The organism is Rhizorhabdus sp. GW822-FHT03C02 (assembly GCF_058801765.1).
Window position 1 is genome coordinate 240,833 of sequence record NZ_JBXANN010000003.1, and the last position, 14,687, is coordinate 255,519.

The following is a 14,687-nucleotide window of genomic DNA, read 5'->3' on the forward strand; positions in this document are numbered from 1 at the left end:
ATCTCTCTCCTGTCGTTTTTATGAGCGGTAGAAATGTCCTGCCTCGAGCGTCGGCGACGCTGGCCAATAGGTCTCGCCCTGCTCGGCGCGAAACTGGCCGACGCGCGCCGCGACCGCGGCGAGGCCCAGGCTTTCGGCCCACCATAAGGGGCCCCCGAGATGGCGCGGAAAGCCGATACCGTTGACCATCGCCACGTCGATCTCGTGCGGCCGCGCGACGATCCCCTCGTCGATCAGCCGCGCGCCCTCGTTGACCATCGCGAACAGCAGCCGGTCGTGGATCTCTGCGTCGCCGATCGTCCGGCGCACGATCTTGTGGCTATCGCCATGCGCGGCGACCAGTGCCTCGATCGCCGGATCGGGCCGGGCCTTGCCATCCTCGCCATAGGCATACCAGCCCGCACCGCTGCGCCGACCGAGCCGGCCCGCCGCGAACAGCTGGTCGACGAAGTCGGCGCGCCGCTCGCGAGGGGTCAGCCGGTCGGCGCGGGCCTGGCGCGCGGCATGCTGGACGTCGATCCCGGCGAGGTCGCCGAGCGCGAACGGCCCCATCGGAAAGCCGAAATCGACCAGTACCCGGTCGATCGCCCACGGCGTCGCCCCTTCCTCGAGCAGGAAATAGGCCTCGCGCGATCGCTTGGCGAGCAGCCGGTTGACGATGAACCCGTCGCACACCCCGCTGACCACCCCGACCTTGCCGAGCCGCGCGGCGAGCGCCATCGCGGTCGCGACCACATCGGGCGCGGTCGCCGCCCCGCGCACGCACTCGATCAGCTTCATCACATCGGCGGGGTTGAAGAAATGGAGCCCGCAGACATCGGCCGGGTGGCCCGATGCGGCGGCGAGCGCGTCGATGTCGAGATAGGAGGTGTTGCTCGCGAGGATCGCGCCGGGTTTCGCGATCCGGCCGAGCGCCGTGAACAGTTCCAGCTTCTCGGCGGGTGCCTCGCGGATCGATTCGACGATCAGATCGGCCTCGGCCGCTGCGGCCATATCGTCCGACCAGCGCAGCCGCGCCATGCGTGCGGCGCGCGCCGCCGGGCTGAGCTGGCCGCGCGTCTCGGCCTGGCCCCACGCCTTGTCGATCGCGGCCTGCGCCTTGGCGAGGCCGGCCGCGTCGCGCGCGATCGCGACCACCTCTAGCTCGGCGCTCGCCAGCGCGGTGACGATGCCGCGGCCCATCGTTCCCAGCCCGATCACCGCGACCCGCGCGACCGGCCGGACCGGCGTCGCCGGATCGATCCCCGGCGGGTGGGCGACGATATGCTCGGCCCGGGCGATATGCGTAAGGGCGCGCGCCTGCGCCGACCCCGCGGCCTCGCGCGCCAGCCGATCCTCCTCGGCAAGCGCGGCGTCGAGGTCATGGCCGAGCCCGAACCGGATCGCCGCGATCGCCAGCAACGGCGCCGACTGTCCGCGCTGGCGCTTGCGCGCGCCCTGCTCGGCGGCGTCGATCAAGGCGGGGTCGGCGGCCGGTGCGGGAAGGTCGCGCGCGCGCCGTGGCGGATGGTCGCCGGCGGCGATCTCCGCGGCGAAGGCCGTCGCCGCGCGGTCGATCGCGCCTTCGGCGATGCGATCGATCAACCCGGCCGCCAGCGCCTCGCCGGCACCGACCGGCTTGCCTTCGACCGCGAGCTTGAGGGCGAGCGCCAGCCCGGCGAGGCGCGGCAGCCGCGCCGTGCCGCCGGTTCCGGCGATGCGGCCGACCCGGATCTCGGGAAAGCCGTGCCGCACATCGGTGCCGGCGATCCGTGCATGGCAAGCGAGCGCGAGCTGGAGATCGCCGGCGCGCGTCGGCCCCGGCAGCGCGGCGATCACCGGCCGGTCCGACCCCTCGATCCGGCCGATGAGCGCGGCCAGGCCGGGGGCCGTGCCGTCCTCCTCGGCTTCGATCGCGCCATCATCCCCGGCCTCGTCGGCGATTAGGATCGCCAGCCCCGCCAGGGCGCCATCGGCGGCGAAGCGATCGAGCGCGGCGGCGAGGGTGGTCCGTGCGGCGGCGGTCGCGGCCGGCGCGGCGAGCTGGACGGTGGCGATCAGGCCGGTCCGCTGGAGGGTGGCGACGTCTGTCATACCTAAGGTCTAGCAGTCATGATGCGCCATTGTCCACGATGGGTCATGCGTATAGCGATATATAGATGCAATTATTTGCGCATAATGCGTTTTCAGGGAGTCGATATTCTATGCATGATGGTGGTGTTCGCGAGCGGATGATCGATGTCGGGCGCTATCGCCTGCGCGCGGTCGAGGCGGGCGAGGGGCCGCTCATCCTGATGGTCCACGGCTTTCCCGGGCTCGCCTGGTCGTGGCGGCACCAGATGGCGCCGCTGGCGGCGGCGGGTTGGCGCGCGGTGGCGATCGACTGCCTCGGCTATGGCGGCAGCGACCGCCCGATCGATCCCGCCGATTATGCCGCCGACCGCGTCCAGGCCTATCTGCTCGGCGTCCTCGACCATTATCGCGCCGATCGCGCGGTGGTGGTCGGGCAGGATTTCGGCGCGCAATATGCGTGGAACCTCGCGGTGCGCGCGCCCGATCGGGTGCGCGGCCTCGTCGCCACCATCCCCTATGACTATGATCTCGCCGGCCGGGCGATGCTCGGCAGTGCCGCGCGGCTGGCGCCGGGCGAACCCGCGCCGCCGATCATGGCCTTCCCCGATCATCCGCCGAGCGCGCGCTTCGCGGCGATGGCGGCCGAGCATTTCGTCCATTTCCATTATTTCCAGACGGTGGGGCCGGCCGATCGCGAACTGGGCGGGGCGCTTGCCGACTATCTGCGGCGCAGCTTCCACGCGCTCAGCGCCGCGGGCGATCTCTGGGCGTGGAAGACGGTGCCGTCCGAGGGGAGCGGCTATCTCGATGCGCTGCCCGAGGCGCCGCCTTTGCCCTGGCCCTGGCTCGACGAGGCCGAATTCGCGACCTTCGTCGCCGGCTACGACCATGCCGATCCGCTGCGGCGGATGATCGGCGGCCTCAACAGCTATCGCACCGCCGATCGCAACTGGACGATCGGCCGCGATTGGGCTGATGCCGACGTCACCGTGCCGACCCTGTTCGTCCATGGCGACCGCGATCCGTCCTTCGCCTTCTTCCCCGAATGGCGCGAGCGCATGGCGGCGCGGGTGCCGGGTTTGCGCGACATCGTCGCGATCGCGGGGGCGGGGCATCTCGTCCAGCAGGAGAAGCCCGCAGCGTTCAACGCCGCGCTGCTCGGCTTCCTCGACGGCCTGCGCTGAATGCGGCTCGCCGGTCATCTCGGCGTCCGCGCCCCCGACGCGCCTTTGCTGCGCCATATCGCGGGCTCGGCCGATCCGGTCGCGCAGATCGCGCTGTTCGCCGGGCTCGGTTTCGCCGGCGCCGCCGACAACCATCTGGTGCTGCGTCCCGCCGCCGAGCAGGCGCGGATCGGCGCGGCGTTGCGCGACCATGGCTTGGCGATGGGATCGTTCGTCCATGATCCGCTCGGCTGGAACCTGCCGCGCTGGTCGGCCACCGATGCCGAGGGCCGTCACGCGCTCGCCGCAGCGCTCGACATCAGCCTCGCCGCGGCGGTGCGGAGCGGCGGCACCCGGATCAATATCGTCACCGGCCGCGATCCCACGGTCGATGCCGATCGGCAGCGCGGGGCGATGGCCGCCAATCTCCGCGCGGCGGGCGACCGCGCCGCGGCGGCCGGCGTGCTGCTGTGCGTCGAACCGACCCACCCCGCCTTCGCGCCGGGCCTGCTGATCGAACGCTGGCCGGATGCGCTCGCGCTGGTCCGCGCGGTCGATCATCCCGCGGTGATGCTCAACCTCGACCTCGGCCATGTCGCGCTCCACGGCGACGACGGCGTCGCGGCGATCCTCGCGTGCGCGCCCTGGATCGGCATGGTCCAGATCGCCGACGTCCCCGGCCGGGTCGAACCGGGTGCGGGGCGCCTCGACTGGCGCGCGCTGGGCGCGGCGCTCGACCGGGTCGGCTATGACGGGCTGGTCGAGCTCGAGTTCGAGCCCGCCGAACCGGGCGAGGCCGGCGAGCGGGCGATGCTGGCGCGGCTGGTGGGGCTGGGGATGTTGGGAGTTTGACTTGATCCTCCCTGCGCGTAGCGCGGGGAGGGGGACCATCCGCAGGATGGTGGAGGGGTCATGCAGAACCTCAACGCATGCGATGGCATTGCTGTCGGAGAACCCCTCCACCAGCTTCGCTGGTCCCCCTCCCCAAAGCTGCGCTTCAGGGAGGATTTCGATGGCTCTCGCCCCTAAAACGCAAACCCCACATCCACCCCGTAAGTCGCCGGATCGCCATAGGAAATCGCCTGGCTCGAATAGCCGGTGATGATCGATCCCGATCCGATCACGAACCCCGGATAGCGCTTGTCGAGGATGTTCTTCCCCCACAGCGCGACCGAGATCGACCGGCCTTCGCCGCGGTCGATGCGGTAGCTCAGGCGGGCGTCGACCAGCGTATAGCTGTCGTTGACCGGCGCATCGCGGCCGAACGGCACCGACGGGCCGTCGCCGGCGGTGGTGAACACCTTGTCCTTCCAGGTATAGTCGGCATGCGCGGTCAGCTTGCCCGGGCCGATCTCGCCGATCTCCCAGTCGGCCGACAGCCGCACGCTGTTCTTCGGGGTGAACGGCAGTTCGAAATAGCCGCTGATGTCCTGGCCGACCCGGGTCGGGGTCGCCGGATTGACGACCGGATCGAAGATCGATCCCGCCGGCGCCAGCACGTCGGTGATCTTCGAGGTGGTATAGGCGTAGCTCGCCTGCAAGGTCAGCCCGGTCACCGGCACCGCGGTGATGTCGGCCTCGAGCCCCTTCACCGTCGCCCGTCCGACATTGAACGTGTCCGACAGCGAGGCGTCCTGCGCATCGGCTGAGATGTCGAGCTGGAGGTCCTTATACTTGGCGTAGAAGCCGGCGAGGTTCACCCGCAGCCGCCGGTCGAACAGGTCGCTCTTCACCCCGAGTTCGTAGCTCGTCACCGATTCCGGGCCGACGGTGCGGGTGAAGGTCGGCGAGGCCTCGTTCGATCCGCCCGCCTTGTAGCCGGTGACGACCTTGGCATAGACCGAGACATTCTCGACCGGCCGCACGCTGGCGGTGAACGAGGGGTTGAACTTGCTGTTCGACACATGGGTCGCGCCGACCACGCTGCCGAGCGGGATCGAGGCACCGGCGCCGTTGAAGCGGCGTGCCACCAGCGGCGATGTCTGGCCGACGAAGAAGGTGCTGGTGCGGACGCGGTCGGCATCGCGGTCGTCCTTGGTGTAGCGCCCGCCGATCGTCAGATCGAGTTTGCCGTCGGCAAAGGCCGGGGTCCACGTCACCTGGCCATACGCCGCCTTCGAGGTCGACTTCGCCGCGGTGAAGCGGTCGACCATCGCGAGCTGTCCCGGCATGCCGGTGCCGATGTCGGCGGCGAGCGTGTGGTTGGCCTTCTCGCGGAAATAATAGAGGCCGAGCACATATTTGATCGAATCGCCGACATCGCCGATCGCCTGGAATTCCTGGGTGTAGGTCTTCGACCGGACATCGTCGAACGCCCAGAACGGCACCAGGAACGCCTCGACATAGTCCTGGTAGGTCTTCACCTTGATGTGGCGGTAGGACGACAGCGATCGCAGCGTCAGCGCGTCGCTCGCCCGATATTCCGCCGCCAGCATGTGCCCGTCCGACTTGACCGTGCTGTAGGGCAGGTAGACCGGCCGATAGGCATGCTCGACATCGGCGGTGTAGCCGGGGTTGAGCAGCGGCGCGAACGGGCTTTCGGTGATGTAACGCACCGGGGTGGTGCGCTGGTCGCTATAGTCGCCGGCATAGTCGACGGTGACGTCGGCGCTCGGCGTCCAGCGCACCGCCCCGCGCACCGCATATTTGCGGTCGGCCTGGAAATCATGCGCGTCCGGGGTCGATCCGGTGCTGCGGGCATTCTCGGCCCAGCCGTCGCGGTTGCTGTAGAGCCCGGTCAGCTTGACCTTGATGTTGGCGAATTCGTCGAGGTTGAGGTTGGCCAGCGCGCGGCGATAGCCGAGATTGCCGGCCGAAAGCAGGCCGGTGATCCCGAACTCGCCGCTCGGCTTGCGGCTGATGATGTTGACCGCGCCGCCGGTGGTGTTGCGGCCGTAAAGCGTCCCCTGCGGCCCGCGCAGCACCTCGACCCGCTCGACATCAGCCAGGTCGAAGGTCGATGCCTGCGGCCGCGACTGATAGATGCCGTCGACATAGAGGCCGACGCCGCCATCCTTGGTGATGATGTTCGGATCGCCGATCCCCTGGCCGCGCATGAACAGCACCAGTGTCGTCGTCGAGCTTGGATAGGGCGCGAAATAGAGGCTGGGCGAGGCCTGGACCACCCCGGTCAGGCTGGTGATCCCCGACGCCTCGAGCGCCGACGAGGTCAGCGCGGTGATCGCGATCGGGGTCCGCTGGAGATTCTCGGCGCGGCGCTGCGCGGTGACGACGATCTCTTCCACACCTGCGGTCGGTTCGTCGGCGGCGGCCTGCGGTGTGGCTTGCGGCACTGCCTGCGCCCAGGCCGTTCCCGCGCATAGCGCCATCGCTCCCGATCCCGCCAGCGCGCGACCGATCCTGCGTCCGATGTTCAAGGCACCCTCCCTCTATGGCTTATTATGCGCGCAGTGATGCATGTTTTATCCGAACATTGCAATATATGCGTAATGTATTGATCATTCTGTTACGCATGAGGGCAATGGCGACGCGAGCGATTCGCGCGCCGCCCTTGGGAGGGGATATGGCGAGGACCTTGTTCGGGCCGATCGATCAGATCGGCTATGTGGTGACCGATCTCGACGCGGCGGTCGCCGGTCGCATGTCGGGGCTCGGGATCGGGCCCTGGACGATCTTTCGCGGCTCGACGCTGACCGGTCAATATCGCGGCCAGCCGGCCGATGTGACGATCGACGTCGCGCTCGCCTATCAGGGCGGCGTCCAGATCGAACTGATCGCGCAGCGCAGCAGCGGTCCGTCACCCTATCTCGGAGAGACCGGGCCGAAGTGCGGCGCCCATCACATCGCCTGGCTGGTCGACGATCTCGATACCGGCATCGCCGCGGCTGCCGAGCGCGGGCTGAAGGCGATCTTCGTCGCGGGCAACGATGCGGTGCGGGTCGCCTATCTCGAACATCCCGCCGAGCCCGATATCCTCTACGAACTGATCGAGGGCGCGGACATGCGCGCGATGATCGACGCCGGCATCGCCGCGACCGCCGGCTGGGACGGCAGCGATCCGATCGTCGAGATCGCCATGGCGGGGGCGGCGTGATGGCGCGGACGATCCCCGACAGCGCCGACTATGTCGTGATCGGCGCGGGCTCGGCCGGCTGCGTGCTCGCCAACCGGCTGAGCGCCGACCCCCGCCACCGGGTGGTGGTGCTCGAGGCGGGCGGGCGCAATGCCGGGCTGCTCACCACCATGCCGGCGGGACTCGCGACGCTGATGCGCGGGCCGAACCCGAGCAACTGGGCGTTCGAATCCGAACCGGTCGATGCGCTCGGCGGGCGGCGCATGTTCGTGCCGCGCGGCAAGGGCTGGGGCGGATCCTCGGCGATCAACGGCATGCTCTATGTCCGCGGCAATGCCGCCGATTTCGACCAGTGGCGGCAGATGGGGCTGACCGGCTGGGGCTATGACGATGTCCTGCCCTATTTCCGTCGGTCGGAGAACGGCCCCGCCGGACTCGACCCGGCCTATCATGGCGCCGACGGTCCGCTGCCGGTCCGGTTCGGGCCGTCGCGCGATCCGATCTACCGCGCCTTCATCGAAGCGGGGGTCGCGGCGGGCTATCCCGAAAATCCCGATTTCAACGGCGCGACCCAGGACGGGGTCGGGCCCTATCAGGTCAATATCGAGGGCGGCCGCCGCGCCGGTGCGCGCCGCGCCTTCCTGCTGCCCGCGCTCGATCGCCCGAACCTCGCCGTCGCCACCGATATCCAGGTCACCCGGATCGTCGTCGAGCAGGGCCGCGCGGTCGCGGTCGACTATGTCCGGGGCAAGGACCGCACCCCCGGCCGGATCGCGGTGGCGAGTGAGGTCGTGCTGAGCGCCGGTACGATGCAGTCGCCGCAGATCCTCAACCTGTCGGGGATCGGCGACCCCGACCGGCTGCGCGGGCACGGCATCGCGCCGGTCGCGGCGCTGCCGGGGGTCGGGCGCAACCTCCAGGACCATGTCGACGTCGCGGTCACCTACCGCTCGCGTCTGCCTCTGCTGTGGTCGCGCACCAAGGGCTATAAGGCGGCGCTGATCGGCTTGCGCTATCTGCTGCGCCGCGACGGGCTCGGCGCCTCCAATTCGCTCGAGGCCGGCGGCTTCATCCGCAGCCGGCCCGAACTCGACCGCCCCGATCTCCAGATCCAGTTCATTCCCGGCGCGATGGTCAACCATGGCCAGAAGGGGATGCAGCCGTTCGACGGCTTCTCGGTCGACATGATCGCGCTGCATCCGGAAAGCCGCGGCGAGGTGCTGCTGCGCTCGGCCGACCCGTTCGCCGCGCCGATGATCCACCCCAACCATCTCGCCACCCCGGGCGACCTGGCGACGCTGCGCGCGGCGGTCCGGATCGCGCGGTCGATCGGCGCACAGCCCGCGCTCGCCCCCTGGCGGATCGCCGAGGACGAACCCGGCCCCGACATCGCCGACGACGCCGCGCTCGACCGCTGGCTGTGCGCCCATGCCGCGACGATCTTCCACCCGGTCGGCACCTGCCGGATGGGCGGGCAGGGCGATGTCGAGGCGGTCGTCGATGCGACCCTCAAAGTCCGCGGCATCGCTGGCCTGCGCGTCGCCGACGCCTCGGTGATGCCGACGATCGTCAGCGGCAACACCAATGCCGCGACGATGATGATCGCCGAGAAGGCGGCGGATCTGATCCTGGATGGCGCGTGAGCGGCAGGTGTCGCGGCTAACATCCTCCCCATTGCAGCATTTGCGGAAACCGTGATGAACTTCGATCACGATATCATCGGCATCGTAAGGCGCGCGCAGGGTTGGTTCGGTCTTGAGCGGCGCTCGGTCGCTAGCTTCTCGGGAGATCATAGACCCGCACGACGAGGTCGTCCCGTTCAGCATCCAAGGTCACTTCCAGTGCCTTGTTCACAAGATCACCGTCGAGTACCGCAAGCCTTTCCAGCGCCACGCCGAACAACTCCTTCTGCAGTTCGAGATCCATGCCGACGGGGCCGTTGAGGCAGATGAGGCCGGCGTGAATGTCGAGACCACTGTAGAGCCCTTTCGCTCCCGGAGCGTTGGCAGGCCCGCGAAAGTCGATGGAGTTCTTCGTGACCAGCGTGAAGTCGCCGGCAAGCAGGATCGGGATCAGATCCCAATCCTTGGTGCCGAAAAGCTTGCGCCGCCTTACGCTCGCAGATCCCGTATACCCGCAATCGATCGCCATCTGCGTCAGCTCGTCGCTCAGGCATTCGTCGATAAAGAGGTTCACCCTCGACGCGCCACGCGATCTTCCGAGATCAATGCTGCACTATCCAGCAGTGGCCGCGCAGATGGCCGACCTACGAGGGGATTGGCCCGCGCATAGAGGACTGCCAACTCCAGATGTTCGGGCTTCAGGCCGGTGTAGGCCGACACTATCCGCTCGGCGGGAATACCTGCCGCGACCGATGCTGCAACATCGTGGACGGGGATGCGGGTGCCCTTGATCACGGCCGTTCCACCCAGCGTGTCGGCTGATATGGTCACGACGTTCCGCGCAGCGCTGAAGCGGTCCCAGCGCTCACGAGTCATCAGTAGGAACGGTTTCAGGTCGATGTGAAGATACTCGTCGCGCACAAGGCACTTGGAGGCGAGCGAAATCCAGTGCTTGCCCGGCGGCTCCTCGGCGACCCGTTCCCCGACCGCCTTGATCGCGAACCTACGTTCCTCTGCGGTCAGGCGATTGGCGCTCCCGTGATAGAACGCGATATAGAGACAGCCTTCCGCCAAGACTGCGCGCCTGGCGCCACGTCGGACGAGACGATCGGGCAATATACCGCGATCGATCGCATGATTGACATCGCGGAGTTCGACGCCCGAAACCACAGCTGCCTCGGAGGGTTTGAGCATCTCGGCCAGATCAGTCATGACGCTCATCCTCGAAACTCATCCCATGAGTGGGAAGATATATCTGGCGCCAATGATTTTCAAGCTATGCCGCTGTCCGCCGGCTGGCTTCGATCGCGCGACCATCCGCCCGCGATGGGAGGCTTTTCAAGCCGTCTGCACGTCGAACGCGAACCACGCGCTCATGCCATGGTCATAGAGCTGCACCTGCCGATCGGTCACGGTGACCGAAAAGGCGCCCGACGAACTCCGGTCATAGCCCTTGGCGGTGGTGCCATCGATCTCGAGCGAGACGAACGCCTTGTCCGCGGCATCGTACAGCTCGGGCAGGGTGCCGCCGAACTTCGCCGACCGGTGGCCGTCAAACCCCTGCAGATGTTCGCCGCGCGCCTCCGCGGCGATCCGCAGATGCCGCCCGGCGGCGTGGTCATAGATCCCCGCGACTTTCTTGCCGATGATGAAGGCGTGGGCGGCGGCGGCGACCATGGCGCGGGTGTGCGGAGACATGCCGCTCCCTGCCGCCCCCGCGCCGCGAACGCAAGCGGTCTATCGCAGTGAATTCAATGCCTCGCATCCGGCGTCGCCTTCGCGCTCGTCGGTCAGGCGGCTTCCCAAGGATTCAGCACCGGGACGCCCATCGGTGCGAAATCGGCGATGTTGCGGGTGACCAGGGTGAGGCCGTGGACGAGCGCGGTGGCGGCGATCAGGGCATCGTAAACCGGACGCGGATCGGGGACATGCAAGGCGGCGCATCGCCGGGCGATCGCCGCATCGATCGGCAGGATGCGGTTCGCATAGCGCGGCATAAGATCGCCATCGAACCATCGCCTGATCTCGCTTCCCTGTCGCGGATCGCGTCGTTCCAGCATCATTATGCCACGTTCGAGTTCGAGGATCGTCGCGGCTGACAGGGATGCTGCCTCCAGCGGGGCGGCGCTGGCCCATGCCAGCAGCGCCCGATCGGCGCGGTCCGGACGACGCAATCCCGAAACGACATTGGTGTCGAGCAGGATCACCAATCGATATCGCGCGGTTCGTAAAGCTCACGAGACCTTGGCGGCTCGAAGTCGAAATCACCGCTTGAACCGGTCTGGGCGATCGATTCGAGGATGCTCATTCCCTTGCTGGAAAGCCGGTTATATTCCTCGATACTGAGCAGCACATGCGCCGGTCTGCCGCGATCGGTGATGAAGACCGGCCCGCGTGCGGCCTTACGCTTTGCGCCGCTCGCATCCTGATTGAACTCGCGGCTCGTTATGGTGGACATCTCCATGCGCGCCTCCATGTAGAGATATATCTACATATGGTCTTTGCGCAGCTTCGGCAAGCCGCGCAATCCCAGGGACACTATACTTCATTCACGATCGAAGCGGTCGGGGACGAGCGCCGATCGTTCCTCGCGGGAAATAGATATGGTGTCCCCGCGTTACAGCGCGAAGCTGGGCTCGGTCCGGTCGATGATCATCCGGTGGCGGCGTTCGAGCATCGGGTCGAGCGCCTCGGGTTGCGGGACGATCCAGTAATCGCCGCGCGCGATCGCGTCGAACACCGCCGCGGCGAAGGGTTCGGGGTCCATGCCGTGCGCGGTGATCATCCCGCGCAGTTCGCCGACGAACTGCGCGGTCGCCGGGTGGATCGCGGCCGCGCCGAACGGATCGTCGAAGATCGCCGAGCGCACCGGGCCGGGGGCGAGCAGGCTGACCGCGATCGGCGCGCCGATCATGTCGAGTTCGCCCTTGAGCGACTCGGTCAGCGCCACCACCGCGAATTTGGTCGCGCTATAGGGGCCCATCAGCGGGCTCGGACCGAAGCCGCCGACCGAGGCGGTGTTGACGATCCGCGCCGGCGTCCCCGCCGCCAGCATGCGCGGCACGAAGGCGCGCACGCCGTTGAGGACCCCGCCGATATTGACCGCGAGCGAGGCATCCCAGCGCGCCGGCTCGATCTCCCAGGTCAGTCCGGTCGCCATGATCCCGGCATTGTTGAACAGCAGGTCGACGCTGCCGAGCTGCGCATAGGCCTGCTCGGCGAGCCGGGCGACCGCCGCCGCGTCGGTGACGTCGGTCGGCACCGCGATCGCATCGGGCAGCGCCCCGGCCGCCTCGGCGAGCGCCTTCGCGTCGCGATCGGCGAGCATCAGCCGCATGCCCCGCCGCGCCGCCTCGCGCGCCAGCCCCAGGCCGATGCCGCTGGCGGCGCCGGTGATGACCGCGCCTTTCCCGGTGAAATCCATAATGCTTTGTCCCGTTTCAGGGTCGGTCGACATTCGGCACAGCCCGAGTGAATGTCGATCGGCCCTAGTAGGTGAGCTTGAATTCGAGCGATACCCGACGCGGCTCGCTGTAGAATTTGCCGCCGAAGCCGAGCGAGCCGAAGTCGATGCCGTAGAGCACCTGGTCCTCGTTGAGCAGATTCTCGCCGTTGAGCGCGATCTCGGCATGGGCGCGGCTGCCCAGCGCGATGTCGGTGAGCGCCAGCCGGGCGTCGACGGTGTTGGTCGCCTGCGAATCCACCTGATGCTGATAGGGGTTCACCGCGTCGTTCGGGTAGAAATAGACATGGCTGCGATAGGAATAGGACACCCGCGCCTGGAGCTGGCCGACATTGGCGATGTCGAAATCATATTCGGCGGCGATGTTCGAATTGAACTTGGCGACATTGGGGAAGCGCGCGCTGTCGGCGATGTCGCTGATCATGTTGGTGTTCGGATTGACGAACAGGAACTGCTTGTACTTGGGATCGGTGTAACCGAGCGACCCCGACAGGGTGAGGCCATGCACCGGCAGCACCGTCACCTCGAGTTCGACCCCTTTGAAGTCGGCCTTGCCGGCATTGACCAGCAGGGTCGAGGCGCCGCCGCTGCCGGCGGCGAACTGCGGCACCTGGAGATCGTCATATTTGCTGTAGAAGGCCGCGGCGTTGATCCGCAGATGCCGGTCGAGCAGGTCGAGCTTGGCGCCCGCCTCGTACGAGACCAGCTTTTCCGGATCGAAAGAGTTGAGTTCGCTCGCGCGCGGATTGAAACCGCCCGACTTGTAGCCGGTCGAGACCTTGGCATAGCCCAGCGCATTGTCGGTGAACTGATAGCTGAGCGATCCGAGGAACGAGGTGTTGTGGAACTTCACCTTGCCGCGCGGCGGGCCGACCACGGTCGAGACCCCGAACTGGCTGTTCTGCAGGAAGATCGCCTTGCGATCCTCGGTGTAGCGGATGCCACCGGTCACCTCGAGACGCTTGTCGAGCGCCTCGGGCTTCCAGCTCAGCTGGCCGAAGCCGGCGGCCGATTTCGAGGTCTGGCTGTATTTGGCCTCGGGCGCCAGGTTGATGCCGAGATAGAAGGGCGCCGCGGTGGTGCCGGCGTTGAGGATGAAGGTCAGGTTCTGGCGATTGTCCTCGGACACCTTCTCGCGGAAATAATAGCCGCCGAGCACATAGCTGAAGTCGCCGAACGATCCGAGCGCCTGCACCTCCTGCGAATATTGGGTCTGGTTCTGCGGGGCGTTGACCCCGTTATAGGGGGTGACCGACTGGACCGTGACCGCCCCCGTCGCCGGGTTGAGCACCAGCCCCTTGAGGTCGCCCTGGCCGCTCAGCCCCAGCACATTGTCGAGGTGGAGCTTGCGATAGCCGCTGATCGACTTGAGCGTCAGCGCCGGCGAGAATTCATAGGCGAAGGTGAGGTTGTGACCCTGGCTCACCGTCTTCGACGTGTAGCGGCCGGGGCTGCCGCCCTGCTGCTGCCCCGATTTAAGCCGGGTGTCGGCGCCGACGAACTGGAGCGGGGCGCCGCCGAGCGCGGCCGAATTGCCATAATAGGCCCGCGCCGCGTCGCTCAGCGCGACCGTCTGGAAGAAGCCCGGCGCACCGGTGCGGTTGTCGTAATCATAGGCGTAGGAGACCTGGAACGCGTCGAAATCGCCGCGCAGCGCCGCGGTCATCGCATCGACGTTGAGCGAGCCCGGATCCTTGCTCGACTTGGTCAGGCTGTTGTCGAAATAGCCGTCGCGCTGGCGATGATAATAGCTGAACGCTGCCGAGATCGGGGTGTCGCCGAACTGGCCGGTGTCGACCCGCAGCCGCCCGAACCAGTTGTTGCGGGTGCCGTAGCCGCCCTTGGCGGTGAGGCCGAACACATCCTCGGGCTTGCGCGAGACGAGCTGGATCGCGCCGCCGGTGGTGTTGCGCCCGAACAGGGTGCCCTGCGGCCCGCGCAGCACCTCGATCCGCTCGAGGTCGACCAGGTCGAAGATCGATCCGGCGCTGCGCGCGACATAGACGCCGTCGAGATAGATGCCGACCGCGGTGTCGAGCCCGAGCGAGGGATCGGTCTGGCCGATGCCGCGAATGTTGATCGACGCCGCCGACAGCGACGAGCTTTGCTGGCTGATCACCAGGTTCGGCGCGACCTGCGCGACCTTCTCGACCGACTGGACGTTGAGCTTTTCGAGCGCCGTGTTGTTGAGCGCGGTGATCGAGATCGGGGTCTTCTGCAGCGATTCCGACTGGCGCCGTGCGGTGACGACGATGTCCTGGATACCGTCTTCGGCGCCACCGGCCGATGCTGCGGGCGCAGCCGGTTCGGCCGGCGCGGTCTGCGCATGGACGCCGGATGCAAGCGCTGACATG

The 14,687-nt window shown here is 67.6% G+C and carries 13 protein-coding genes; 4 read left to right on the forward strand and 9 right to left on the reverse strand.

What is annotated here, in order from left to right; all coding sequences use genetic code 11:
* Window positions 1-18 precede the first annotated feature (18 nt).
* On the reverse strand, window positions 19-2,073 hold the full coding sequence (locus AC1RM6_RS10990; RefSeq protein ID WP_493101038.1) for a 3-hydroxyacyl-CoA dehydrogenase NAD-binding domain-containing protein: 2,055 nt from the start codon (window positions 2,071-2,073) through the stop codon (window positions 19-21).
* Between the two features lie 110 nt (window positions 2,074-2,183).
* Here AC1RM6_RS10990 and AC1RM6_RS10995 point away from each other — a divergent pair, with 110 nt between their 5' ends.
* Both AC1RM6_RS10995 and AC1RM6_RS11000 read left to right on the forward strand, forming a co-directional pair.
* The gene (locus AC1RM6_RS10995) at window positions 2,184-3,236 is read left to right on the forward strand and encodes an alpha/beta fold hydrolase (protein ID WP_493101040.1); all 1,053 of its coding nucleotides are present in this window, start codon (window positions 2,184-2,186) and stop codon (window positions 3,234-3,236) included.
* The gene (locus AC1RM6_RS11000) at window positions 3,237-4,067 is read left to right on the forward strand and encodes a TIM barrel protein (protein WP_493101041.1); all 831 of its coding nucleotides are present in this window, start codon (window positions 3,237-3,239) and stop codon (window positions 4,065-4,067) included. It abuts the gene before it with no gap.
* Window positions 4,068-4,240: 173 nt separating this feature from the next.
* Here AC1RM6_RS11000 and AC1RM6_RS11005 read toward each other — a convergent pair whose 3' ends face one another.
* The gene (locus AC1RM6_RS11005) at window positions 4,241-6,592 is read right to left on the reverse strand and encodes a TonB-dependent receptor (protein ID WP_493101043.1); all 2,352 of its coding nucleotides are present in this window, start codon (window positions 6,590-6,592) and stop codon (window positions 4,241-4,243) included.
* 146 nt (window positions 6,593-6,738) lie between these two features.
* On the opposite strand from AC1RM6_RS11005, the gene AC1RM6_RS11010 reads away from it, so the two are divergent.
* The gene (locus tag AC1RM6_RS11010) at window positions 6,739-7,269 is read left to right on the forward strand and encodes a VOC family protein (RefSeq protein WP_493101045.1); all 531 of its coding nucleotides are present in this window, start codon (window positions 6,739-6,741) and stop codon (window positions 7,267-7,269) included.
* Entirely contained in the window at window positions 7,269-8,891 is a 1,623-nt protein-coding gene (locus AC1RM6_RS11015; RefSeq protein ID WP_493101047.1) for a GMC family oxidoreductase, read from the forward strand. The genes AC1RM6_RS11010 and AC1RM6_RS11015 overlap by 1 nt, the downstream gene beginning before the upstream one ends.
* A 130-nt stretch (window positions 8,892-9,021) precedes the next feature.
* On the opposite strand, the gene AC1RM6_RS11020 is transcribed toward AC1RM6_RS11015, so the two are convergent.
* From AC1RM6_RS11020 to AC1RM6_RS11050, 7 genes are all read right to left on the reverse strand, one after another.
* A complete protein-coding gene (locus AC1RM6_RS11020; protein ID WP_493101049.1) occupies window positions 9,022-9,444 on the reverse strand; it encodes a hypothetical protein in 423 nt (140 codons plus the stop codon).
* Entirely contained in the window at window positions 9,441-10,082 is a 642-nt protein-coding gene (locus tag AC1RM6_RS11025; RefSeq protein WP_493101051.1) for a DUF433 domain-containing protein, read from the reverse strand. The genes AC1RM6_RS11020 and AC1RM6_RS11025 overlap by 4 nt, the downstream gene beginning before the upstream one ends.
* A gap of 126 nt (window positions 10,083-10,208) precedes the next feature.
* Window positions 10,209-10,568, reverse strand: coding sequence for a hypothetical protein (locus AC1RM6_RS11030; protein WP_493101052.1), 360 nt, complete (start codon window positions 10,566-10,568; stop codon window positions 10,209-10,211).
* 92 nt (window positions 10,569-10,660) lie between these two features.
* Window positions 10,661-11,077, reverse strand: coding sequence for a type II toxin-antitoxin system VapC family toxin (locus AC1RM6_RS11035; protein WP_493101054.1), 417 nt, complete (start codon window positions 11,075-11,077; stop codon window positions 10,661-10,663).
* On the reverse strand, window positions 11,074-11,334 hold the full coding sequence (locus AC1RM6_RS11040) for a type II toxin-antitoxin system Phd/YefM family antitoxin (protein ID WP_493101056.1): 261 nt from the start codon (window positions 11,332-11,334) through the stop codon (window positions 11,074-11,076). Before AC1RM6_RS11040 ends, AC1RM6_RS11035 begins: the two co-directional genes overlap by 4 nt.
* Window positions 11,335-11,487: 153 nt before the next feature.
* The gene (locus AC1RM6_RS11045) at window positions 11,488-12,294 is read right to left on the reverse strand and encodes an SDR family NAD(P)-dependent oxidoreductase (protein WP_493101058.1); all 807 of its coding nucleotides are present in this window, start codon (window positions 12,292-12,294) and stop codon (window positions 11,488-11,490) included.
* Window positions 12,295-12,358: 64 nt separating this feature from the next.
* Window positions 12,359-14,686 carry a TonB-dependent receptor gene (locus AC1RM6_RS11050; protein WP_493101060.1) on the reverse strand — a complete coding sequence of 776 codons (2,328 nt, stop codon included), beginning with the start codon at window positions 14,684-14,686 and terminating at the stop codon, window positions 12,359-12,361.
* Window position 14,687 lies beyond the last annotated feature (1 nt).